The 21,582-nt window shown below is 45.8% G+C and carries 18 protein-coding genes, 1 other RNA gene and 1 pseudogene; 12 read left to right on the top strand and 8 right to left on the bottom strand.

The genetic code is table 11. From position 1 onward, the window contains the following. A pseudogene (locus Q4Q57_RS05510) lies at positions 1 to 384 on the top strand (chemotaxis protein); the annotation flags it as partial. A gap of 248 nt (positions 385 to 632) precedes the next feature. Beyond that, positions 633 to 989, top strand: coding sequence for a ribosome hibernation-promoting factor, HPF/YfiA family (hpf, locus tag Q4Q57_RS05505; RefSeq protein WP_006080817.1), 357 nt, complete (start codon positions 633 to 635; stop codon positions 987 to 989). 94 nt (positions 990 to 1,083) lie between these two features. Here hpf and Q4Q57_RS05500 read toward each other — a convergent pair whose 3' ends face one another. Both Q4Q57_RS05500 and Q4Q57_RS05495 read right to left on the bottom strand, forming a co-directional pair. Continuing rightward, positions 1,084 to 1,734 carry a response regulator transcription factor gene (locus tag Q4Q57_RS05500; RefSeq protein ID WP_063882729.1) on the bottom strand — a complete coding sequence of 217 codons (651 nt, stop codon included), beginning with the start codon at positions 1,732 to 1,734 and terminating at the stop codon, positions 1,084 to 1,086. Positions 1,735 to 1,762: 28 nt separating this feature from the next. After that, positions 1,763 to 2,941 carry a histidine kinase gene (locus Q4Q57_RS05495; protein ID WP_311890094.1) on the bottom strand — a complete coding sequence of 393 codons (1,179 nt, stop codon included), beginning with the start codon at positions 2,939 to 2,941 and terminating at the stop codon, positions 1,763 to 1,765. A 183-nt stretch (positions 2,942 to 3,124) separates the two neighbouring features. Between Q4Q57_RS05495 and Q4Q57_RS05490 the strand changes: the two genes are divergently transcribed. Together Q4Q57_RS05490 and Q4Q57_RS05485 are read left to right on the top strand one after the other, a co-directional pair. Further along, entirely contained in the window at positions 3,125 to 3,634 is a 510-nt protein-coding gene (locus Q4Q57_RS05490; protein WP_311890093.1) for a DUF2141 domain-containing protein, read from the top strand. 14 nt (positions 3,635 to 3,648) lie between these two features. Continuing rightward, on the top strand, positions 3,649 to 5,319 hold the full coding sequence (locus tag Q4Q57_RS05485) for a carotenoid oxygenase family protein (protein WP_311890092.1): 1,671 nt from the start codon (positions 3,649 to 3,651) through the stop codon (positions 5,317 to 5,319). Between the two features lie 64 nt (positions 5,320 to 5,383). Here the strand turns inward: Q4Q57_RS05485 and Q4Q57_RS05480 are convergent, their stop codons facing one another. Then, positions 5,384 to 6,106 (bottom strand): YebC/PmpR family DNA-binding transcriptional regulator, encoded by a 723-nt coding sequence (locus tag Q4Q57_RS05480; RefSeq protein ID WP_006080823.1) that lies wholly within the window; start codon positions 6,104 to 6,106, stop codon positions 5,384 to 5,386. 419 nt (positions 6,107 to 6,525) lie between these two features. Here Q4Q57_RS05480 and Q4Q57_RS05475 point away from each other — a divergent pair, with 419 nt between their 5' ends. Together Q4Q57_RS05475 and Q4Q57_RS05470 are read left to right on the top strand one after the other, a co-directional pair. Then, positions 6,526 to 8,094, top strand: coding sequence for a methyl-accepting chemotaxis protein (locus Q4Q57_RS05475; protein WP_311890091.1), 1,569 nt, complete (start codon positions 6,526 to 6,528; stop codon positions 8,092 to 8,094). 334 nt (positions 8,095 to 8,428) lie between these two features. After that, positions 8,429 to 8,653 carry a TIGR02922 family protein gene (locus tag Q4Q57_RS05470; RefSeq protein ID WP_311890098.1) on the top strand — a complete coding sequence of 75 codons (225 nt, stop codon included), beginning with the start codon at positions 8,429 to 8,431 and terminating at the stop codon, positions 8,651 to 8,653. Positions 8,654 to 8,956: 303 nt separating this feature from the next. Here the strand turns inward: Q4Q57_RS05470 and Q4Q57_RS05465 are convergent, their stop codons facing one another. Then, a complete protein-coding gene (locus Q4Q57_RS05465) occupies positions 8,957 to 9,538 on the bottom strand; it encodes a TetR/AcrR family transcriptional regulator (protein ID WP_311890090.1) in 582 nt (193 codons plus the stop codon). A gap of 133 nt (positions 9,539 to 9,671) precedes the next feature. On the opposite strand from Q4Q57_RS05465, the gene Q4Q57_RS05460 reads away from it, so the two are divergent. Then, positions 9,672 to 10,739: an alkene reductase gene (locus tag Q4Q57_RS05460; protein ID WP_311890089.1), complete on the top strand. Its 1,068-nt coding sequence runs from the start codon at positions 9,672 to 9,674 to the stop codon at positions 10,737 to 10,739. Between the two features lie 74 nt (positions 10,740 to 10,813). On the opposite strand, the gene Q4Q57_RS05455 is transcribed toward Q4Q57_RS05460, so the two are convergent. Continuing rightward, positions 10,814 to 13,231: an ATP-binding protein gene (locus Q4Q57_RS05455; RefSeq protein WP_311890088.1), complete on the bottom strand. Its 2,418-nt coding sequence runs from the start codon at positions 13,229 to 13,231 to the stop codon at positions 10,814 to 10,816. 534 nt (positions 13,232 to 13,765) lie between these two features. Between Q4Q57_RS05455 and Q4Q57_RS05450 the strand changes: the two genes are divergently transcribed. From Q4Q57_RS05450 to Q4Q57_RS05440, 3 genes are all read left to right on the top strand, one after another. Further along, on the top strand, positions 13,766 to 16,516 hold the full coding sequence (locus Q4Q57_RS05450; protein WP_311890087.1) for an EAL domain-containing protein: 2,751 nt from the start codon (positions 13,766 to 13,768) through the stop codon (positions 16,514 to 16,516). A gap of 155 nt (positions 16,517 to 16,671) precedes the next feature. Beyond that, positions 16,672 to 17,907, top strand: a complete 1,236-nt coding sequence (locus Q4Q57_RS05445; RefSeq protein WP_311890086.1) for a DEAD/DEAH box helicase — start codon at positions 16,672 to 16,674, stop codon at positions 17,905 to 17,907. A 112-nt stretch (positions 17,908 to 18,019) separates the two neighbouring features. Continuing rightward, positions 18,020 to 18,532: a hypothetical protein gene (locus Q4Q57_RS05440; protein WP_261271868.1), complete on the top strand. Its 513-nt coding sequence runs from the start codon at positions 18,020 to 18,022 to the stop codon at positions 18,530 to 18,532. 246 nt (positions 18,533 to 18,778) lie between these two features. Here the strand turns inward: Q4Q57_RS05440 and ssrA are convergent. Further along, positions 18,779 to 19,134, bottom strand: a transfer-messenger RNA (tmRNA) gene (gene ssrA / locus Q4Q57_RS05435). 71 nt (positions 19,135 to 19,205) lie between these two features. Next, positions 19,206 to 19,697 carry an SsrA-binding protein SmpB gene (smpB, locus tag Q4Q57_RS05430; RefSeq protein ID WP_011790147.1) on the bottom strand — a complete coding sequence of 164 codons (492 nt, stop codon included), beginning with the start codon at positions 19,695 to 19,697 and terminating at the stop codon, positions 19,206 to 19,208. A 278-nt stretch (positions 19,698 to 19,975) separates the two neighbouring features. Between smpB and Q4Q57_RS05425 the strand changes: the two genes are divergently transcribed. Both Q4Q57_RS05425 and Q4Q57_RS05420 read left to right on the top strand, forming a co-directional pair. Beyond that, the gene (locus Q4Q57_RS05425) at positions 19,976 to 20,413 is read left to right on the top strand and encodes a type II toxin-antitoxin system RatA family toxin (protein ID WP_028760728.1); all 438 of its coding nucleotides are present in this window, start codon (positions 19,976 to 19,978) and stop codon (positions 20,411 to 20,413) included. Then, on the top strand, positions 20,403 to 20,735 hold the full coding sequence (locus tag Q4Q57_RS05420) for an RnfH family protein (protein ID WP_259573956.1): 333 nt from the start codon (positions 20,403 to 20,405) through the stop codon (positions 20,733 to 20,735). The genes Q4Q57_RS05425 and Q4Q57_RS05420 overlap by 11 nt, the downstream gene beginning before the upstream one ends. Before the next feature lie 114 nt (positions 20,736 to 20,849). Here Q4Q57_RS05420 and Q4Q57_RS05415 read toward each other — a convergent pair whose 3' ends face one another. Continuing rightward, positions 20,850 to 21,341: an outer membrane protein assembly factor BamE gene (locus Q4Q57_RS05415; RefSeq protein WP_300477951.1), complete on the bottom strand. Its 492-nt coding sequence runs from the start codon at positions 21,339 to 21,341 to the stop codon at positions 20,850 to 20,852. Positions 21,342 to 21,582 lie beyond the last annotated feature (241 nt).

The following is a 21,582-nucleotide window of genomic DNA, read 5'->3' as shown; positions in this document are numbered from 1 at the left end:
CAATCCACCTCGCAAATCGAATTAATTGTTAGCCGCTTTAGGGAAAGTACTCAAAGGGCGACTTCGACTATGATGGCGGGACAAGAGCAGGTTAAACGTTCGGTCGGCTTAGCGCAGGAAGCCAGTATTGCTTTTGGCGAGTTGCTTTCATCTATATCAAGGATTAACTCCTTAAGTGATGATAATGCCGCCGCTATGACCCAGCAGACCTCAGTGGCCGCTGAAATCAGTCGTGCTATTCATGTGATCAGCGATTTGGCTCAGCAGAGTTTAGAGCAGACGCTCGATGCGGCGGCGCGGGGCGACCAAGTGTCGCGTCTATCGACTAAGACGCATCATCTGTCACAACAGTTTTGGCAGCAGAGTGTGCAACGTAAATATTAAGTGTATTTACTTTAGCTCGCATTGAATTTTGTGATTGATTTACTATCAACGCCTGGTTATAAATCAATCACTTAATCGCATTTTTCAGACAGTTTTATTTTCAACTTCTTGATGGCTGTCACATTTAGGAGATGCTAATACCTGAGTTGATCGAAATATTTGCCAATATCCCTTGTGTTTTATTCTGTATGCCCCAAGCTCTAGTAGTGAAGCGAAAATAAAAGTAATGACATTAAAAGGGACAACCTATGAAAATAAATATTTCTGGTCACCACGTCGATGTTACTGATTCTATTAGAGAAGATGTTAACGAGAAATTTGCTAAGATCGCCACTCATTTTCCCTCTCTGATCGCACTGGATATCATTATTGCGAAAGAGCATGGCGAGTATCAGGTTGAAATTCGAACCAATTATGAAGGCAGCCGCATTTCCGCTTCGGGTACCGATGAGGTGATGTACCCAGCTATCAAGGCCGCATCGAAAAAATTAGATGCAGCACTTAAGCACCGTAAAGGCCAATTAAAAGCAGATTTACATGAAACCCCGAGCTGCACAACGCCAGCCATTGCCCATGAAATTATCCAAGAGATGGAGCTTCGTTAGGTTTTTAGTCATTACTCACCGCCTTAGGTGAGCACAAAAAGGGCCTTAACTGGCCCTTTTTGTTGGCTATGATTTTTTCCAGAATGCTATTGGGTTAAATCAACGCCAGTTGTAAGCCCTTGAGTACCGCTTGGGTGCGGTCTCGGCAATCGAGTTTAGTGAGTATGTTAGAGACATGATTTTTCACTGTGCCCTCGGCTAAAAATACTGCATTGGCGATTTCCTTGTTGGAGAAGCCGCCCGCCATAAAACTGAGAATTTCCCGCTCCCGTTCCGACAATAATTCATTTCTAGTTACCCCAACGCTAGGTGCAGCTTTAGGCTCACTCATCTGTTTGAGTACCGAAGGCTCAATCAAGTAGCCGCCTTTGGCGACAGTTTCGATAGCGTGCAGTAACTTATCGAGTGACACGTCCTTGAGCAAAAAGCCGTTAGCTCCGGCCTGTAAACTATTGAGGAATAACTCACTGTCGTCGAAGGTGGTCAACATGATGACAGGTAAGCGATTGGCACTCTGGCGTATCTGTTTAAGCATGGCGATGCCGTCAAGATTTGGCATACGGATATCACTGAGCAGCACATCGACGGGATTGCTGGCAAGCTGTTTGAGTGCAACTTGGCCGTCTTCGGCCTGCCATAACACGCGAATGTTGTCGGAAATAGCGAGCAGGCTAGCGATCCCTTGGCGAACCAATTGTTGATCTTCTACTAAGCCGACACTGATGATGTTGTTTTGCATATCCATATTGATTCCAAAGCGTTTTTAATAAAAATTAAGCGAGTGCAGGGAGTGTGAGAGTGAGTTGGCAGCCGGGCGCCGAGTCATTCGCCCTTAGCTGCACCTTGCCATTAAAGGGCTGCAGTCTTTCCTGCATGCCGCTAAGCCCTGTGCCGAACTGCCCTGTACCGTTTAGCTCTCTGCCGTTTTTAGCTGATACGTTTCGTGCGGTTCCCCGTGTTAGCCCCATGCCGTTGTCGCTCAGTTGCAATACCAATGCGTTTTGGGAGTCTTCCATGCTTAGTTGCAGTTGATTCGCCTTGCCGTGGCGCACGGCGTTGCTGATGCCTTCTTGTAGGACTAGCAGCAGGGCTTGAGTCAGTTCGGCTGATTGTAGTGGTTTCATCGTCTTGCAGGTAAGAGTGACGCTAGGTAAGCGGGTCATCAACGCCTCTAGAGGGGGGACTAAATCCAATCCGACTTGCACTCTTTGCGCCCTGACGACGGCGCGAATACTTTCAAGTAGCTCTTTGGCTAAGGATTTACTTTGATTAACTTGAGGTTTGAGGTCTTCTGGCGCTTTATGACTCAGTACTTCTAATTGCAGAGAGAGTGCTGTGAGCTGGTGGCCGAGAATGTCGTGCAAATCGCGGGAGATCCGCAATCTTTCCTGCTGTTCGCTGGCTTGGCTAAGTAGGGCGCGAGTGGCGATGAGCTGTTGGTTTAGTTGTTCTTGTATCAAGCGAGATTTACGCTCGGAAAGCCTTGCTTGGCTGCTGCTGTAGGCAAAGAGTTGAAAGCCAAGATAGATCAAAATATTGAACACATTGCTTTGCTCATGCCAATGCCATTGCAGCAGCGCGTAATAAACAAGGTTGGCTAGCAGCAGCTGTGAAATAGCTTGGCGGCGATTAAAAAACTCAGGCAAGAGTGACGCCCAAATAACGAAGAGGATCGGCAGCAATGCATGGTTTGCCGTGAGTAATAAGTTCAGCACGATAAGCGGCATTGCTAGTGTGGCAAGGCGACGAAACCGCATATTGTTATGCGCAACTTTATCGGTAGCGATCAGTATAAATGCCACTAAATACAGCCCATAAAGCGTGGCATTGAGCATGCCTTGCCATGTATGCAATGCGGCTTGGTTTATCCCAACCCAAGCCACTAATGCCCAAGTGAGCACTCCTGCGGCAATTAACATGCTCTCTTCTTTCGCTAATCGATTTTCTAGCACGAATGTTTATTCCTTAATCCAATTCTGCCGACCATTCTAAGGTATCAGCGTCAGATGTCACTATGCCAAAAGTCATCTTGTTAAATTCTTGTTTCATGACTTTTGGCACCTGTTTTTAGTCCTGTGATTTTTTAAGCTAACTCCATCGCAATCACTTATCAGCGCAAAAAGCAGGAGTAAGACATGAAACACGTGAACTCAACTATGGCAAAAACACCCTTTTTTCAAACCAATATGAAGAAAAGGACGTTATCAGCGGTTTGGGGCGCAGGCTTAGCTTGTTTGCTCTTGTCTGCAGGAAGTATGTCGGCAGGCGCCATGTCCACAGACCGCCAGACACATACCCTGACTGTGGATATCGATAATATTCAAGTACAAACCGGAGCCTTGATGGTGGCGCTCTATGCCAATGCCGAGGATTATGCAGCAGGACACAATCCTAGCGTATCTATGATAAAGCCCGTCACTAAGACAGAGCACAGACTGGTATTTAGCGATCTCGCCGATGGTCAATATGCGGTTAAGGTCTTCCACGATGAAAACAACAACCATAGCTTAGATACCAATATGTTAGGTGTGCCGAGTGAAGGCTATGGTTTTAGCAATAACGCCGGCAGTTTTGGACCTGCGAGCTTTAAAGACGCCAGCTTTAGTTTGCAGGCCGATGCGCAAATCACTGTACACATTCGTTAAGGGAGGGCTGCACCATGGATAGACGTCAATTTCTAGCAGGCTCTGCCGCCCTCATGACGACCGCGGTTTGGGCAAGTTCAGTGGATAAATTACTGGCGCTGGATAACGCACAAGCGGTTGCCCGTGCACCATGGGCTATAGGTTTTAACGGGGCAGAAGGCGACTATCTGCCGCTCACTATGCAAGTTTCGGGCGAATGGCCAGCGCAATTGAGTGGCAATCTATATCGTAATGGGCCAGCGAAAATGTCTCGGGCGGGTAAGTCATATCAGCATTGGTTCGATGGCGATGGCATGGTGCAGCAGTTTAGTGTGGCCAATGGGCAAATTCAGCATCAGGCTAAGTTTATCCAAACAAAGAAGTTTAAAGTGGAGGAGGCCGCTGGCGCGTTTAAGTACACCACCGCAGGCACAGTGATCCCCAATGCTTTACCCATTCGAAATAACGATGACTTGAATGTGGCTAACACCAGTTTATTACCGCGCCACGGCGAGTTGCTTGCCTTGTGGGAAGCGGGTTCACCCTATCGACTCGATGCGCAGACCTTAACTACGCTCGGTGTTAAAAGCTTTGGCGACAAGTTTAAGGGCTTACCCTTTTCCGCCCATCCACTCGATGATGGACAAGGTGGACTGTGGAATTTTGGCGTCTGGTATGTCGGCGGCGAGAAGCAATTACTTGTGTATCAAGTGGCAGCCGATGACAGCATTGCCAGAATGGAAGTGATTGAATTACCGCAGGCGAGTTATTTACATGCCTTCGCGCAGAGTGAAAATAAGCTAGTGTTTTATATTTCATCCTGCGTGTATGAAGAGGGCGAAACTTATATCGATGCTTTTAAATGGCGCCCCGAATTGCCATCGCAATTACTGGTTATCGACAAAGCCGACTTTAAAGCGCGCCAGTTACACCCGCTGCCTGCTGGATTTGTGTTTCACTTTGGTCAAGCCATTGAGAAGAATGGCGAACTATCAGTGCAGCTTTGTCTCTATCCCAATTCGGCGATTTTAACTCAAGGGATGAAGGGGTTACTGACGGGCGCCCGTAAAGCAAAAACACCCCATGCCGAGTTAGTGACGATCACAGTACCGCTGACGGCACCACTTACAGCAGCTAGCAAAACGCAGTTTGCGGGGACGTTATCTCCCTCTGCACGTATTAACCGCAGCGGCGTGATGATGGAGTTTCCCCAGTTTGCGCAGCACACTATGAGTAACAAAGAGTCTGCACAGCAAACGAGCAATGCCGAAAAGCTTGCAGAGAGAACGGGTGGAGCTTCGGAGTTTGTCCCGTTATTTGGCGTTGGAGCAAGATCAGATTCTGCTGCTAATTCTGGTGCTAATTCTAATTTTAAATATGAAGCCGAATCTGAATCAGGACTGAGTAATACTCTGTATTGTATTCATAATGCAAAACACAGCAGCCAGCACGGTGCTAATACACTTGGCGACGCGAGCTATAGCGCGTTTTATCTTGGCAAAGACAAGATTGCCGAAGAGCCGCTTTATATCCCCGCCACTGAGCAGCATGAAGCCTATTTGTTGATGACTTGGCTCGATTATCACAATGCACAGTCTGGTTTGTCTTTGTTTCGAGCCAGTGACATCAGTGCGGGACCCATCGCTTCGGCTCAGATGAATAGGGTATTACCGTTAGGGTTTCACGGTTGTTTCATTAACGCTTAATATATTGACCTATAAACAAAAAACGCAGCCAAGGGCTGCGTTTTATTTCAGGCGAAAGCAGTGTTTAGTCTTCAATTTCCGCATTGTGATAGACGTTTTGTACGTCGTCACAATCTTCTAAAGCGGCGATAAACTTTTCAAACATGGCCACATCTTCACCTTCAACCTTAGTCATGTCCTGCGGTACGAAGGTAATGTTATCGAATTCGAAGTTAACGTCTGGCATTGCTTCGGTCAGTGCAGTTTTAACTTTAAAGTACTCAGTGTGCGGCGCATAAACTGTGATTAAGCCATCTTCCAGCTCAACATCGCTCACATCAACGTCAGCCATCATCAGCAGTTCTAAAATCGCATCTTCGTCATCACCGGCAAACACGAACACGGCTTGATGATCAAACATGTGGCCAACAGTACCTGGACCGCCGAGTTTGGCATCGTTTTTTACGAAGGCTTGACGCACTTCGGTGAAGGTACGTTTTACGTTATCGGTTAGGCAGTCAACAATGACCATGCAGTTGCCAGGACCAAAACCTTCGTAACGGGCGGTATCGTAATCTTCACCACCGCCGCCTTTGGCTTTTTCAATTGCGCGTTCAATAACATGCGCAGGCACTTGGTCTTTCTTAGCGCGTTCAATCAAGCGACGCAGTGATAAGTTTCCATCGGGCTCAACGCCGCCTTGTTTAGCGACAACGTAAATCTCTTTACCGTAGCGTGAATAAATGCGGGTTTTTTGACCGGCTGTTTTCGCCATGGATTCTTTCTTGTTTTGATATGCTCTGCCCATCTTGATCTCGTTAGCTCAAAAAAATTGCGCCGATATTAGCAGTTTTCTTGGCATAAGTGCAGTCGTCCATGTGGGATTTATTGTGTAGAAGGCGACGGGGCACGCATTTCAGGGCAAAGTTGGCTTTTTCAGGCGGGATTATCTTAAGAATGGACTAAGACTAAATCACGCGAGATTAATACTAATGTCTAATGCCATACACACGTGAGACTGTTGATGATAGTTGACTGCTACTTTGTTTATCTAGCTGGATAAATTATCTAGCTTATTCAGAGAAATAGACTAAAACTATAAATCTTGAGCGCTATCATAGTTAGCCCTTCTGAGTCAGCTGTAATTGATAGCTGCAGAACGAGGGCGAATGATTCGACTCTTAGCATTTCCCTTTTATTTTTACCTTGCGCAGTTACGGGAAGTATATGGAAATACAGCACAAAGTTTTAATTTTTATCAGTTTCACGCTGGTCACTCTAGGGAGTTTATTGCTTGCGGGGCTGCATCTTCCGAGCATTGTGCAGGCGTTGATCTTGGGCGCACTCGCCAGTGGTTTAGTGGTGTGGGTGTGTTTGCGCGCAACTAAGGCTAAGCTCGACACCGATGAGGCAAATGCTAAGGCATTAAAAGATCAAAGCCTTCCCGCGCATGATATCAGTGTGCAAACCAGTAAGATTGCTATTGGTTCGGCTGAAGTATCGCATTTTATTGATTTACTGAATAAATCTATTGAATCAAATGGCGAGCATGCCAGCGCTATTGCCGTTGCCGCGGGGCAATTGAGTCATACCACGGCCCAACTTGGCGATAATGCCGCCGATATTTTAGGTCAGGCACAAGAGGCCGAGCGCGTTAGCGTGCAGGGGCGCAGCCAAGCCCAAAAAGGTGTGTCGGCTATTCGCTCACTGAGTACGGATATTGATACCGCCGCCGAGCAAGTACAGGCGCTTAAGTCGCGAGCCGAAGAAATCCAAAAAATCACCGAAGTGATTAACTCCGTTGCCGAGCAAACGAATTTGTTGGCGTTAAATGCGGCCATTGAAGCGGCTCGTGCGGGAGAACAGGGTCGAGGTTTTGCGGTCGTCGCAGACGAAGTTCGCAGCCTTGCGGGTAAAACCGCAGGTGCGACCCAAGATATCGGCAAGATGCTATTAGAAATCCGCAGCGAAACCGATAAAACCTCTGGGCTGATGGAAAGGGTCGTAACGCAAACCGCCGATGTGGTCGCGGCTATGGGCGAGTTAGACGCGCATTTCACTGAGATTTCGGCCTCTGTGACTCAATCGGCCCATGCGTTAGGTGATATGGAAGATTCGCTCAAGCAATATAACAACACCACTAACGACATTAGCCGCTCTGTGACTCAAATACGTGATTCGTTAAATTCGACGGGTAAACAGAGTCATAGCGTATCTGAGCAGGCCTTTACTCTATCCTTGACCACCGAGGGCATTTTTAAAGCGCTGTCGAAGTGGGATACACAAACCTTCGATCAGCAGGTTTTGCAATTGGCCAATGCGGCCGCTAAAGCGTGCGGTGACAAGTTAGCACAAGGTTTAGCCAGTGGCAGTTTTAGCGAGGCGGATTTGTTTAATCCTAAATATCAACCGATTGCCAATACTCAGCCACAGAAATACAGCACAGCTTTCGATCGTTATACCGATCAGCATTTTCCAACGATTCAAGAACCCATCCTGGCAAAACATAGCGAAATTGTTTATGCGGGAGCCGTTGATAAAAAAGGTTATTTCCCGACCCATAATAAACGCTTTAGCCAAGCGCTGACGGGCAAGGTCGAAGTTGATATGGTGCATAATCGAACCAAACGTTTGTTTAATGATCCAACAGGGATCCGCTGCGGCGCTCATACTGAGCCTGTATTACTGCAAACCTACAAACGGGATACGGGCGAAGTGATGCACGACTTGTCTGTGCCCATATTTGTGAATGGTAAACATTGGGGCGGATTTAGAGTGGGATTTAAGGCTAAGTAAATAATAGATAATCAAATTTAGGTTATTTGCTCTAATAAATGCATAAAAACGCACCTTGTCATGTGTTGTACTTGTGATCCGTGGTGGGTAATTGATTAACATAATAGAAATAGATTGGCATCTTTTTGCTGAAGTGCTTAAATAGCTCAAGGTGTACAGTTTGATACAGTTCTGTACGCCATAATAAGAATATTAAAGATTGAATTAGACCTTAATTATTTGATTTAAAAATGGTTAAAATATCTTTGGGGATATTTTAAGATGTAGAGGACAAGGAGCTCTCTTGCGACGTAAATATAACGCAGCAGACGCTGCTTAATGTGAGTTAAATGTGATGCAAGCAAATCAAGCGACTGTTACTGTTTTATATTATGACGCGCCCGTAGGGTTAATTATGCACAATTCTGTGCTAGCTAATTTGCCTGTGAGTGAAGCTGGGCGTGTGATGATACCGGCAAGTTTTCGTAAGGGAAAATCGATCATTGCCGTACTCGAAGGTGAGTGTAAGATACTCAACTCATTGGGCGAGCGGGTGTTTGCTCAGGTTAACTTAGGCTGAAATGAGACAAGTATTCAATAACTTGCCATTCAAAAGTAGTCATATTTGGGACGCATAATAGCCTTGCAAAAAATAGTCGTCCCGATCTTCCAAGCAATACTTCTTTTACTCTTTTTATAATGTCGGAACTATTCACTGCCCTTCACTGGCTTGCATGGCGATAGCTTCTAAAACGTCAAACTCAATAACTGATCCTCAATAGCTCAACACTCAACGACATCTGAGCGATTACCCACTAAGCATTGGTATTCCCAGTGTCGATTTAGTCGCCCAGAGATGTGTCATTGAGCCGATTAACTGGTTTTAATGGCAGACTTCAGTCAGCAATCGATCGGCAAGATGCTGTAGGGTTTCGGCATCTGGATGGGTGTGGGCGAAGGTTCTTAAACCATAAATTCCCATCATAAAATATTGGGCTCTTTGCTCGTCGCTACGGTGGCCTTGTAACAATCCTTGCTGGGCTGCGCGCGTAAATTGTTGCGTTAGCGCTTGCTGCCAAGATTGCAGATACTGATTGATGATATCTCTAATCTCAACATCTTGCTCAGCCACTTCATTTAATGCCTTGGTCAGTAAACAAGCTTGGGCACTGTCGCAACTCAAACATTCAGCAACAATATGATTTAAATAATTTTTTAAGTTTGTTTGCACATTTTCGCTTTTAACGAAAAGGCTGTTGAACTGCGCATTTCTGTCGAGTTGATATTGCTCAATGGCCGCGATTAGTAATCCGCGTTTATTGGTAAAAGCGCAGTAAATCGACCCCGGATGTAATCCCGTGGCTTGAGTTAGATCTTGCATGCTCGTTTTGGTGTAACCCTTGTGCATGAAGGCGGCCATCGCGCCGCGAAGTACCTGTTCTCGGTCGAACTCTGCATTACGCATCGAATTTAATTCACTTGTATAGAAACGCTTAGGCCGAATTCTACCTAATTTTGAACGAACATTCAAAAATTAACTTGAATGATCGTTCAAATAATAATATCTTGAATGCATATTCAAGAATGGGACTGAGAAAATGACCACACAAACCACGCCAAATTCCTTGGCAAATCTGTTCGAAACCTACTCGCTTAATGACACTATTACCTTAAACAATCGTTTCTTAATGGCGCCTTTGACCCGTTGTATGGCCGATGCCGACTTAGTGCCAACCGATGATATGGTTGCCTATTATGCACGCCGTGCCGAAGCGGGTTTGATCATCACAGAGGCGACCATTATTCGTCCCGATGCCCAAGGTTATCCAAATACCCCAGGTATTTTTACTCAAGCGCAAATTGCAGGCTGGCGTAAAGTGACTGATGCGGTACATGCCAATGGCGGTAAGATTTTTGTGCAGTTATGGCATACGGGCCGTGTTGCACATCCACACTTTTTCGGTGGTGGTGATGTGCTTGCTGCATCAGCACAGAAGATTGAAGGCAGCGTGCCAAGAATGCGTGAGCTAACTTATGTTACGCCAAAACCAGCCACACTCGAGGATATTCAAGGCCTAGTGCGTGATTACGCCAAAGCGGCGGAAAATGCCATTGAAGCTGGCTTTGATGGTGTTGAAATCCACGGTGCAAATGGTTATTTAATTGATACTTTCTTACACCATGACAGCAATCGCCGCACCGATGAATACGGTGGCACTCCTGCCAATATGTCCCGTTTTGCGCTTGAAGTTGTCGACGCTGTTGTGGCTCGTATCGGCAAAGCCAGAACTGGTCTACGGATTTCTCCAGGGGCTTATTTCAATATGGCGGCAGATAGCCGTGACCGTGAAGTGTTCGATTATTTCTTACCTGAGTTAGAGTCGCGTGATATCGCCTTTGTGCATATTGGGATTTTCGATGACAGTATGGAATTCGACTATCTTGGCGGCAGAGCTTCAAGCTATGTGCGCGCACACTATGGCAAAACCTTAGTGGGAGTGGGAAGCTACAGCGCTGAAACTGCCAGTGAAGCGATTGCAGCGAATAAGTTCGACTTGATTGCTATCGGTCGTCCATTCATTGCTAACCCTGACTATGTTGCTCGCGTGCGTGATGGCGTTGAACTTGTACCTTACAGTGACGAAATGCTAGCAAGCTTAGTGTAATTTCACTTAATAGCCGAATAAAGAAAGGGTTAGCATTGGCTAACCCTTTTTGTTTGTCTCTCTCGCGTTTTTATTTAATCCGCTTTAACTAAAGATCTAAGTGCGGTGAGCTTTTGCTGGGCGATGCCGAAAATGCTCTCGGGAGAATATTGCCCTTGGCTAGGCGTGGCCGTTTGCGACAAACTGCCTGCGGTTTTACCAAGCAGCAACTCCATGGCTTGAGTCACATGGGTAATGGCCCAAATGTGGAACTCACCTTGCGCTACTGCATCGACAATGTCTTTACGTAGCATAAGGTTAGCCATGTTCGAAGCAGGAATAATCACCCCTTGATCTGACGTACGGCCTTTAATTTTGCAGACATCAAAGAAGCCTTCAATTTTCTCATTCACACCGCCAATGGGCTGAGCCTCACCAAACTGGTTCATCGAACCTGTAATGGCAATATCTTGCCTTAGTGCTTGCTCGCTAATCGCCGAGATAATGGCGCAACATTCGGCCATAGAAGCGCTGTCACCGTCCACACCGCTGTATGATTGCTCAAAGGTGAGGTAAGTGGTGAGTGGGATCTGCGCTGTTTTACCTAAAACCGAGGCTAAATAAGCGGTTAAGATCAACACGCCCTTAGAGTGAATTCGCCCCCCTAGTTTGACTCTGTGTTCGATATCCATCACTTCACCTTTACCGAAGGCAGTGGTTGCTGTGATGCGATTAGGCATACCAAACTGATGATCTGAGGTCGAGATGACGGATAAGGCATTGATTTGCCCAACCACTTTGCCTTGAGTGCTGATCAAGGTGGTGCCGTTGGTAAAGCTCTGCATTATGTTGTCGTGCAGACGTGATACCCTTTGCTCTTGATTTCGCAGTGCTTGTTCAACATGCGGTACTAAAATGTGCAGACTGCCTGCCGATTTCGCGCAGTAGTTTGATTCCCGCAGCAGGTTGGCAATATTGGCCGAGTGTAGCGACAGTTTTTGCTGATCTTCGGCCTCCCGCGAGCTGTATTCTATGATGCGTGCTATGGCGGCGCGATCGCAGTGCAGCATGTTGTTGTCGTGGACTATGCTCGAAATAAAGCGGGCATAGTGCGCCTCTGAGGTCGCGGTTCTGTCCATCACATCTTCAAAATCGGCGGTAACGCGAAATAGCTCGCTAAAGTCAGGATCATAGTGCTGAAGCAGCTGATAGGTTTCATGATCGCCAAAAAGAATAATTTTCACATCTAATGGGATAGGCTCGGGCGCCAAGGAAATCGTACCCGATAGAGACACTTCCCGTTCGAGTGAGCTTAAATCCAGTTTGCGTGAACGCAGGGCGCGCTTTAGTCCGTCCCACACATAAGGGCGCTCTAATACTTTAACGGCATCCATCAATAACACGCCGCCATTCGCCTTGTGCAGGCTGCCGGGCCGGATAAGCGAGAAGTCGGTGAACACTGTGCCTCTAAATGTGGCGTTCTCCACATAGCCAAATAGGCTGTGATAACTCGGGCTTTCTTCAACGACTATGGGGAATTTTTGAGTGCCTTGGCCGACCAAAACGTTAACTTGGTAGCGACGGGGCATTTTCTTTTCTAGGGAAGCGTAGGCTAGGCCCAATTGTTCTTCGCTTTCTTCTAAGAAAATATCCAGATTATCTAAGATATCCGCCTGCATACCGGTTAAGAAAGTGCGCGCTTCTGGCTGATGCTTAAACTTATCTTTAAGTGGCTTAATAAAATGGATTAACACTTCTTTGGCTACTTGCTCATCATGCTCTTGCTGCTTGTCGCTAAATTCTTCTTCCCATTCTGTGATTTGGCGAATAATCCCGCGCAGTTTGACTTCTAGGCCATTGATATTGCTTTCAAATTGGCTGCGTTCAGCATCGGTCAAGGCGTCGAATGAGGCTTCGTCATGGGGGTCTTCTCCATTGAGCGCGACCATTTGATAGTCGCCCTGCATAGTCAAGCTGAGGCTGATGCCTTTTTGTTTTGCTTCTTCGGTTAATTCTGTGAGTGCGACTTCTTGTTTCTGTGATAGCTGGCTTTTGAGCTTTTCTGTGCGGGCATAATACATTTCATTATCAAAGGCTAAAGGTAAAGCTTTGACAAGTTTTAGCATTAACTTTTCGACGGCTTTTTTGAATTCAAGCCCAGTCCCCGCGCTCAGTTTGAGCACTTTAGGGCATCGGGTATCATCGAAATTAACCACGTAACACCAGTCGTACAGCGTATGATCGCTTGGCTCGTGACGACTTAAATAACGCAGCATCATAGTGCGTTTGCCAAGGCCGTTCTGGCCGATGGCATAAATGTTATAACCCTTTTCTTTAATCCCCATCGCAAACTCTACCGCTTGCTGGGCACGTTCTTGGCCGACAATATCATCAAGTGGCGTGAGCTCGGCTGTGGACTGGCAATCTGTGCTTAATTGGTCGAGTTCGCAAATGCGATACAGTTGTTTACTGTCGAGTAGGGTGGCTTGGCTTGATACGACGTCAGTGGGCATAAATATCCTTGGTTTTTCAGCCTTATTATTTCCATTGTAGACAATAAGATAGCATTTTTGTCAATCAAAACTCTGTTATTGCTGATTTATGCCTTTAGGGATAGTTATCTGCTGCTCACAAAGTGCTGTGGCATTGCGAACAGGCTTAATCGGTTAAGTCTAACTAATTGTTACGCAATAAACTTATCCCAATACTGACTCGAAAATTTTGTGCTAAAGTAGCAAAGTCTATGTCAGCAGTGCTTAACTGTGTTAAGACACGTTAAGTAGGCTAGAAAGAGTCGGCTAGAAACATTCCTCTAACCTTGATGGTTTGACCTCTCCAGCCTTAAAAGGTGGTTATGATGAGGACGGTTTGCGATCTAAGACTCGCGCCAATTGAGATGTAGTGGATTGATGTTAAAAGTAAAATTTTATGAAGTTTTACCCCTTGGTTAACGCTTTCCCTCTGGGGCTAATGTGAGCATGCGTTTGGGGTCTTACGGTATTCTCGCCGTGGGTCGATTGAGTAGTAACTAAGTATTAGTTGGCAAGATGATGATAGATGTACCTATTTCGCAGCAAGAGCTGGATAACTGGTTGAGGGACGTAAACTTAGTCGCCGAGATATCAAACAGTAAAGCAATATTAATAGCATGGAATGCTGCAGGTGAACTTGGCAGCATGTTAAGTTCAGACTCAGCGGCTGAAAGCGAAATACAGGCGATAGTCTGTCATTTAAGTGGCAATCATTCGGCGAAAACCCTGCCTATCTCAACATTATCAGCTGCTACGTCATCAACCGCTACACAGTCAAAAGCTGCTCCATCAACAGCGACGACATCAGAACTCACTTCCAATCCGTCCGATACGTTTGAAACTTCCGTTGATGCCCAATTAGCCCAAGAACAGTTGGTCGGCCCAACCGAGTCGATTTCGGTATTGCCGCGATTAGGTCACCATCAAATCACCTCGTCATTATCTGTGTCAGAGTTAACTGAGCTGGTCAGTCAGTCCCAATTGATCATAGATACTCGGCAGCACTCAGATTGGCGCACTTGTAGCGCAATCGGCAGCGTGATTTGTTTATCCCTCGCTTGGCCATCTGGGGCAAATTTTGGCTTTTTATGTTTCTATCATAACGAGGCGCACGGCGTGGATTCGAAAACGCTGCAGCTTGCAAAGCTTATCAGCGATAGCATTCAACGCCAGTTAGGCGAGATATTGAGCCAGCACAGTGCGACTGAAGCATTAAGCCGAGGTGCGCCAAGCTGTGTCGATACGGTCGATTTACAAACATTTATTGATAGTTTTGAAGAACATATTTGGATGAAAAATGCCGCTGGCATTTATACACTCTGTAATCGCAGCGTCGAGAAAGCATGGGAAATGCCCCGCAGTGAGATTGTCGGTAAATCCGATGTCGAACTCTTTGGTGAAGATATTGCGGATATTTTCCTAGAGGGGGATAGGCTCGCTATCGAGTCTGGTATGCCAATTATTGTCGCTGAGTGTTTAGACGGCAATGAAGCTAAAAATCATCTTTGGTTAGAAACGCTCAAACTCCCAACCTTAAATACCCAAGGTGAGTTTGTGGGCGTTATCGGGATGACTCGCAATATTTCTAAGCATAAAGCGGTTGAAGAACAACTGACACTGGCGACCAATGTATTTAAAAACTCGGTCGAAGGCGTGGTTGTGACCGACAGACACGGCAATATCACCGACGTTAACGGCGCATTTTTTGAGATCACAGGTTATGTGAGGGAAGAGCTGCTCGGTCAGAATCCACGGATTTTTAGCTCGGGTCGCCATGATAAAGCATTCTTCGACAAACTGTGGAATGCCCTGTTAGCTAACGGTAAGTGGAATGGTGAAATCTGGAATCGGCGTAAAAACGGCACTATTTTCCCGCAAAATATCACCATAAGTACGATTTATGACGAAGTCGGTGATGTGCGTTATTTTGTCGCTGTGTTTGCCGATATTTCTGCCCAAAAAGAGAATGAAGCCCAACTCACGCACTTAGCGTATTTCGACCCGCTAACGCATTTGCCTAATCGCATGAAGTTTATGATGCAGCTCAAACAAGAAGTACGGCAAGCTAAGCGGCTGAATTTGCAGTTAGCGACAGTGATGATAGATGTCGATTTGTTTAAGCATATCAACGACAGTTTTGGCCATAGCATAGGTGATGAAATGCTGGTCGAGCTTGCCAAACGTTTACGCAGCCAAGTAGGCGATCAGGATGTGTTATCACGGATTGGTGGCGATGAGTTTGTGGCGTTAATTTCGGGGATCGACAATAACGAAGATGCCACGGTTGCCATTAATCAATTACGCCAAGTATTTGAACAACCATTTATTGTGAGCACAGGCGACCACTTGCGTTTGACCGCGAGCATGGGCGTGTCTTTGTATCCAAATGATGGAACCGATGCGGACACTTTACTGCGTAACGCCGATGCGGCCATGTATCGTGCAAAAAATGATGGCCGCAATAATTATGCTTTTTATACTGAGTCCTTAACGCAACAGTCTTTTGAACATCTTAAGCTGCAAAGTGCCCTCTATGGCGCGATTGAGCAAAATGCCTTGTACTTGATGTACCAGCCAAAACTTGACTTAGTGTCTCGAAAAACCGTGGGATTTGAAGCGCTGCTGCGTTGGCACGATCCTCAACTGGGTTTAATTTCACCCGCGGTATTTATACCCGTGGCTGAAAAAATTGGTCTTATCCATGAGATAGGTTTATGGGTGCTAGAAACCGCCTGTCGTCAGGGCATGCGTTGGCTTAGTGAAGGTAAACACTTTGGCCGCATTGCGGTGAACGTGGCCGGACAACAGTTACAGCGCAGCTCCTTTGTGGATGATGTAAAACGTGTCTTAGCTGAAACAGGCTTACCCGCCAAACACTTAGAGCTTGAAGTGACCGAAAGTGTGATGATGCAAAATCCCGATCTTGCTATCCGTGACTTAAAGTTACTTGGCGATCTGGGCATAGAATTATCGGTCGATGACTTTGGAACCGGTTATTCATCGCTGAATTATTTGAAAAAACTACCCATCCATAAGCTGAAGATTGACCAATCCTTCGTGCGGGATATTCCCTTCGACACTAACAATACTGCGATTGCTAAAGCTGTAATTGCGCTTGGACATGCGTTGAAGCTCGACATTATCGCCGAAGGAGTGGAAACCAAAGAACAAGCCGATTTTCTGCAACAAAATCAGTGTGATCAAGCCCAAGGTTATCTCTTTAGCCGTCCGCAACTACCAGAAGATCTCGACGCATTTCTATCGTGATACTGGCGTATTGCGAGGCTGACTTATGGTAAGGCTGACTATCGTGAAATTGATTTAGTTTCACCCGATAGAACCACAGGGCTAGCGCTATGGCGCTAGTCGCTTGGGTTTGTGTCTGCTAAAATTCTGGTCATTATTTTCAGTGGTTAACCGCAATGTCTTTTAGTGTCTTATCCTTAAACTCCAAGTTAGTGAATACCTTAGCGAGTCTTGGCTATGAGTCGCCAACGCCTATCCAGCTAGAAGCGATCCCTGCCATCTTGGCTAAACGGGATGTGATGGCTGGCGCCCAAACGGGCACAGGCAAAACCGCGGCGTTCGCCTTGCCAATCTTGCATCATTTGTTGGCACTCAGCCCTTTGCAAGAGTTAACGGCGGTAAAGCCAATACGTGCATTAGTCTTAGTGCCGACACGTGAGCTGGCAGTGCAGGTACAACAGAGTTTTGTTAAGTACGCTAAAGGGACAGATATCCGTGTCGGTATCGCCTACGGCGGCGTTAGTATCGATGCGCAGGTCGCTGTGTTTAATGCAGGGATTGATGTGTTAATCGCAACACCTGGCCGCTTACTCGACCACCTCAGACAAGGCGCATTAAGTCTTAAGCAATTGAGCGTGCTTGTTTTTGATGAAGCCGACCGTATGCTCGACATGGGCTTTATGGATGAAATTCAAGCCGTGCTCAAGCAAGTGCCGAGTGACAGACAAACACTGTTATTTTCTGCCACATTAGATGCCGCCATCTTTAGCTTAAGTAAAACCTTACTGCGTGATCCCAAGTTGATTGAAGTTGCCAAGCGCAATACGACCGCTGCCGAAATTGAGCAAGTGGTTTATGCCGTCGACGCCGACCGTAAAACCGAACTCGTCAGCCATCTGGTGCGCAGTAAAAACTGGCATCAAGTGCTGATTTTTAGTCGCACTAAGCAAGGCGTCGATAAACTGGTTCAGCAACTCAATAAAGCCGATATTATTACTCAGGCGTTTCACGGTGACTTGTCCCAAGGTGCACGCGAGAAAGTCTTACAGGAATTTAAACAAGGCAAGATCCAAGTGCTAGTGGCCACGGATGTCGCCGCCCGAGGCCTAGATATCGTCGAGCTCAAATACGTGATTAACTTTGAGCTGCCTTTTATCGCGCAGGATTATATTCATCGTATCGGCCGCACAGGTCGAGCGGGCAGTGCAGGGCTTGCGATCACCCTTTTTAGCCAAGAGGACGCCCTATTACTGGAAGAAGTCGAAGTTGTATTAGACAAGCGTTTACCACAACAATGGTTGCCCGGTTTTGAACCCGACTTTGATAAAATGGACACTGAACCAAGGCGTAACGGCAAAGCGGCCCAAAAACAACGTGCCAAAAAGCGCGCTCTGGGCGGTAAGAAGCGTTAATTTTTTTATAGGAGTTTGTGTAGCGGTGTAAAGTTAATCATGTTTATCGTTTCACCGTCAGTTAGCGTTTTAATAGGATTCGGCCTTTTTGAATTGTTTTTTTGGGTGTTGTATGAAGCGATTGATGCTGTTTTTGGTTTTTATCTTGTCTATTCCTTCCGTGATCATCGCTGCATTTGTCTTTGAGGATATAGGAGGACATATTTTATTCTCTTGGTTCTCATTGACCCTTGGTCTCATCGGGATTGGTGGAATATTGAGATTTAGAGAGGATCAATTTTTAACATACGATATCGTTGAAGGGACTATTATTTCACTGGATGAAAATACCAGATACAGCCCAGAACATGAGCACTTCAGGTACCAACAAATTTTCATTAATCCGGTTGTAGAATATTTTTGGCAAGGAAAGCGTTATACAAGAGGAACTCTGATTAATTATGACGAACAAGCTTACACTCGGTTTGGACCTCAAATCGGTGACAAGATCAGTTTATGTGTTCCAATCAATTGCCCTGAAGAAGCGATTGAAAACAAATTCCTATCTAGATATATACATTTAATCATTGGTTTAATTTCTATTTCGATTTCAATCGCACTTGCTGTATTACTCTTCTCGTACTGATTTTTGCCGTTTTCATAGGTTTTAGTGATGGCGGAGCCAATCGTTAGCAGCAATGCGTATGTCTTAGATGGTCAAGTCCAAGCAGGTGATCTGAGTTATATCTCATTCTCAAACTACCCAAGCTAGAAAATCTCAAACCATCCGAGCTAGCAAAGCTTAATTGTGGAAATAAAATCTCAAACTGCGTTCCATGAGCAGAGCAAACAAAAAGGGCTTAACCTTGCGGTTAAGCCCTTCTGGTAAAATTGGTGGAGGCGGCGGGACTTGAACCCGCGTCCAGAACACCTACATCCAAGGCACTACATGCTTAGTCTCTCTTTTAATTAACCCGAATAAACTCCGAAAGACAGGATTTCATCGGGCGAGTCCGGTACTATTTCGCGGTTCACCCCCGGACGGAGTTCCCTCGCTATCAAATGTAAGATGACCATCTGTATACACTGCCCATTTGAGAGACCTGTGTCAGATGGCTAGCTAGCCTAAGCTGCTAGAGCGTAGTTATCGTCGTTTGCAACTATAACTTTGCGGCTTTTTACGAGGCCAACCGCCCCTCGGCATGCTCCCAGGGTTTCGTGAATCCTGTCGAATCCAGAATCGCCCCCAAGAATTTGATTGTAACCCGTAGCATAATGATTACCTAGCATCATTTGCTTCAAGTTCAATCGTTTGTTCATTATCCGTGCGTTTTTTCTTTTTTCATCACACGGGCTTTTTCAACTTCCCATTCACGCGCTTTAGTATCTTCGCGCTTATCGTGATCTTTCTTACCTTTACCTAGGCCAATTTCCACTTTTACCCATGCACCTTTACGCCAGTACATTGAGATAGGAATGATAGAGTAGCCTTGGCGCTCAACTAAGCCCGCTAGTTTATCTAGCTCTTTACGGCTGAGTAGCAATTTTTTTAAGCGTAGTGGGTCGCAGACAACGTGTGTCGAGGCCGTATTCAAGGGAATAATGGTGCAGCCATGCATAAAGGCTTCGCCATTTTTCAGGAATACGTAACAGTCAGACAAGTTGACCTTACCCATACGAATAGATTTAACTTCCCATCCCATGAGGGATAGGCCAGCTTCCATTTTCTCTTCGAAACGGTATTCGAAGGTTGCGCGCTTATTACGTGCGATAGTCGCAGGCGCGGCTTTGCTTGATTTTTTCTTTACCATAGTGGCGCCATTATACGCACGGTTAATCAATTTGGTATTGATATAAGGTTTTATTTAGCTAATTTCAAGCCTCTATCGCGTTGTTGCTGTTTTTTTGAACGCGATTAGGCTGTTGAGTATCAACCTAAGTGCACAAGGGGTGCGTTTTTTACGTATCGTGATAAAATCCGTGCAAATTTTGATTGCTTGCCTAAGTTGTTTATCTTGCGTGCGTTCTTTTTGTGCGTACGAGCTTGTTTAGGTCGTTGTGAAGTCGTTAGTGAAGAGTGCTAAGTCCTATGCCGCAAATTTCTCGAAGTGTGTTAGTCCGTTTTAGTGCGATGCAAATGTATGACTTAGTGAATGATGTCGAGTCGTATAAAGAGTTTTTACCCGGTTGTGTGGGTGGCAAAGTCTTAGAATTTGACGGCAAAACTATGCTGGCATCTGTGGATGTGAGTAAAGCGGGGATCCGTAAGACCTTTACGACTCGCAACCAAGTGGTTCCTGGTAAGAGTATTGATTTAACATTGGAAAATGGACCCTTTAAGCATTTATTGGGGCAGTGGCGTTTTACTGAGCTGACTGAAGAGGCCTGCAAGGTAGAATTTGAGCTGAGTTTTGAGTTTTCAAGCTCGTTAGCCGATATGGCCTTTGGTAAAGTGTTTAATGATCTTATGGTATCAATGGTGACGGCATTTACGAGTCGCGCTAAGGTAATTTACAGTGATAAATGAGACAGATAAGTTTGTAGTTGATGTGGTTTACGCCTTACCTACACAGCAAAAAGTGATTTCGGTGAATGTGAATCCTGGCACGTCAGCGATAGAGGTGGTGCGTTTAAGTAACATAGTGAGCTTTTTCCCTGAGATCGATTTAGACACGGTTAAGCTGGGTGTGTTTAGTAATGTGGTCAAACATGACCAAGTGATTTTACCAGGCCAAAGGGTTGAGATTTATCGTCCTTTGATTGCTGATCCTAAGGATGTGCGTCGCCGCCGTGCGGATAAAGCTAAAGATGAAGGCCGCGCGAATAAAGTGACGGGCGGACGAGCTTAATAGGATTGCTATAAAGACTGATATCAGTTTGCCATCATTGCTCAATAAAAAAGCGCCCTTAGGCGCTTTTTGTATTTCATTTGACTGAGAAGAGCATAAGCAAAGTTTAGGATATTACTTAATTGGTTTTTGAACCTGCGCTTCTGCTTGGTTTTCTTTTACTAAGGGCTTGGCATCGGGACGCTGTGCAGGAATTTGTGGCACTAGCTCAGTTTTATTCCCCGTAGGTAAACTACTTTGCTCGAGTGGCGTATCAAATTCTTTGCTTAGCTCATAATCACCATTCACTGCGGTCAGTTTATCACCCGTAAAGTGCAAAATGAGTTCTTTATGCGTAATGCTGGCATCGCGTCCACTCTTGTAGTGATACACATAGTACCAAGTATCGTCGGCGAAACTATCGCGTAAAACCGGACGGCCGAGAATGTATTCGGCTTGTTCTTTGGTCATGTCAATGCGCAACTTTTCAACTTGTTGCGGTTCCATGTAGTTACCCTGTGGAATGTCGGGCTTATAAATCAACCAATCGAACACACTACAAGCACTGAGCGAAACAGAGAGCGCCACAGCGCTCAGCAGGGTAAGACTTTGCTTTTTATTGATCATTGTATGCGCTACTTCTGAAAATCTGGCGGCCATAATACCCAAGCATTCCCCCTCATGACAAGGGCAATCGGGCTTTGCTGCCGTCATAGATCGAATTGTGTGACTTTTCGACCCGCGATATTTGCTTTAGTTCTCAATCTTTAAGGATATTTATTACTGGAAGTCACGTGGCAACTGTGGAGGTGTTTTTAGCCTCTTAAGCGTGCTGACAGGATTGTATAAAAGGAAATGAGGGCCAGAT

Origin of the sequence: Shewanella sp. SP2S2-6 (assembly GCF_031931965.1) — a bacterium.
Lineage (GTDB): Bacteria > Pseudomonadota > Gammaproteobacteria > Enterobacterales > Shewanellaceae > Shewanella > Shewanella baltica.
The sequence above is the reverse complement of the archived record's forward strand: the minus strand, read 5'-3'. Positions and strand labels throughout refer to the sequence as shown.

Bases quoted from the DNA above. Each gene is read 5' to 3' on its own strand.
- hpf (WP_006080817.1), top strand. From the start codon at position 633: ATGAAAATAAATATTTCTGGTCACCACGTCGATGTTACTGATTCTATT.
- Q4Q57_RS05500 (WP_063882729.1), bottom strand. From the start codon at position 1,734: ATGGATATGCAAAACAACATCATCAGTGTCGGCTTAGTAGAAGATCAA.
- Q4Q57_RS05490 (WP_311890093.1), top strand. From the start codon at position 3,125: ATGAAACACGTGAACTCAACTATGGCAAAAACACCCTTTTTTCAAACC.
- Q4Q57_RS05485 (WP_311890092.1), top strand. From the start codon at position 3,649: ATGGATAGACGTCAATTTCTAGCAGGCTCTGCCGCCCTCATGACGACC.
- Q4Q57_RS05480 (WP_006080823.1), bottom strand. From the start codon at position 6,106: ATGGGCAGAGCATATCAAAACAAGAAAGAATCCATGGCGAAAACAGCC.
- Q4Q57_RS05475 (WP_311890091.1), top strand. From the start codon at position 6,526: ATGGAAATACAGCACAAAGTTTTAATTTTTATCAGTTTCACGCTGGTC.
- Q4Q57_RS05470 (WP_311890098.1), top strand. From the start codon at position 8,429: ATGCAAGCAAATCAAGCGACTGTTACTGTTTTATATTATGACGCGCCC.
- Q4Q57_RS05465 (WP_311890090.1), bottom strand. From the start codon at position 9,538: ATGCGTAATGCAGAGTTCGACCGAGAACAGGTACTTCGCGGCGCGATG.
- Q4Q57_RS05460 (WP_311890089.1), top strand. From the start codon at position 9,672: ATGACCACACAAACCACGCCAAATTCCTTGGCAAATCTGTTCGAAACC.
- Q4Q57_RS05455 (WP_311890088.1), bottom strand. From the start codon at position 13,231: ATGCCCACTGACGTCGTATCAAGCCAAGCCACCCTACTCGACAGTAAA.
- Q4Q57_RS05450 (WP_311890087.1), top strand. From the start codon at position 13,766: ATGATGATAGATGTACCTATTTCGCAGCAAGAGCTGGATAACTGGTTG.
- Q4Q57_RS05445 (WP_311890086.1), top strand. From the start codon at position 16,672: ATGTCTTTTAGTGTCTTATCCTTAAACTCCAAGTTAGTGAATACCTTA.
- Q4Q57_RS05440 (WP_261271868.1), top strand. From the start codon at position 18,020: ATGAAGCGATTGATGCTGTTTTTGGTTTTTATCTTGTCTATTCCTTCC.
- smpB (WP_011790147.1), bottom strand. From the start codon at position 19,697: ATGGTAAAGAAAAAATCAAGCAAAGCCGCGCCTGCGACTATCGCACGT.
- Q4Q57_RS05425 (WP_028760728.1), top strand. From the start codon at position 19,976: ATGCCGCAAATTTCTCGAAGTGTGTTAGTCCGTTTTAGTGCGATGCAA.
- Q4Q57_RS05415 (WP_300477951.1), bottom strand. From the start codon at position 21,341: ATGATCAATAAAAAGCAAAGTCTTACCCTGCTGAGCGCTGTGGCGCTC.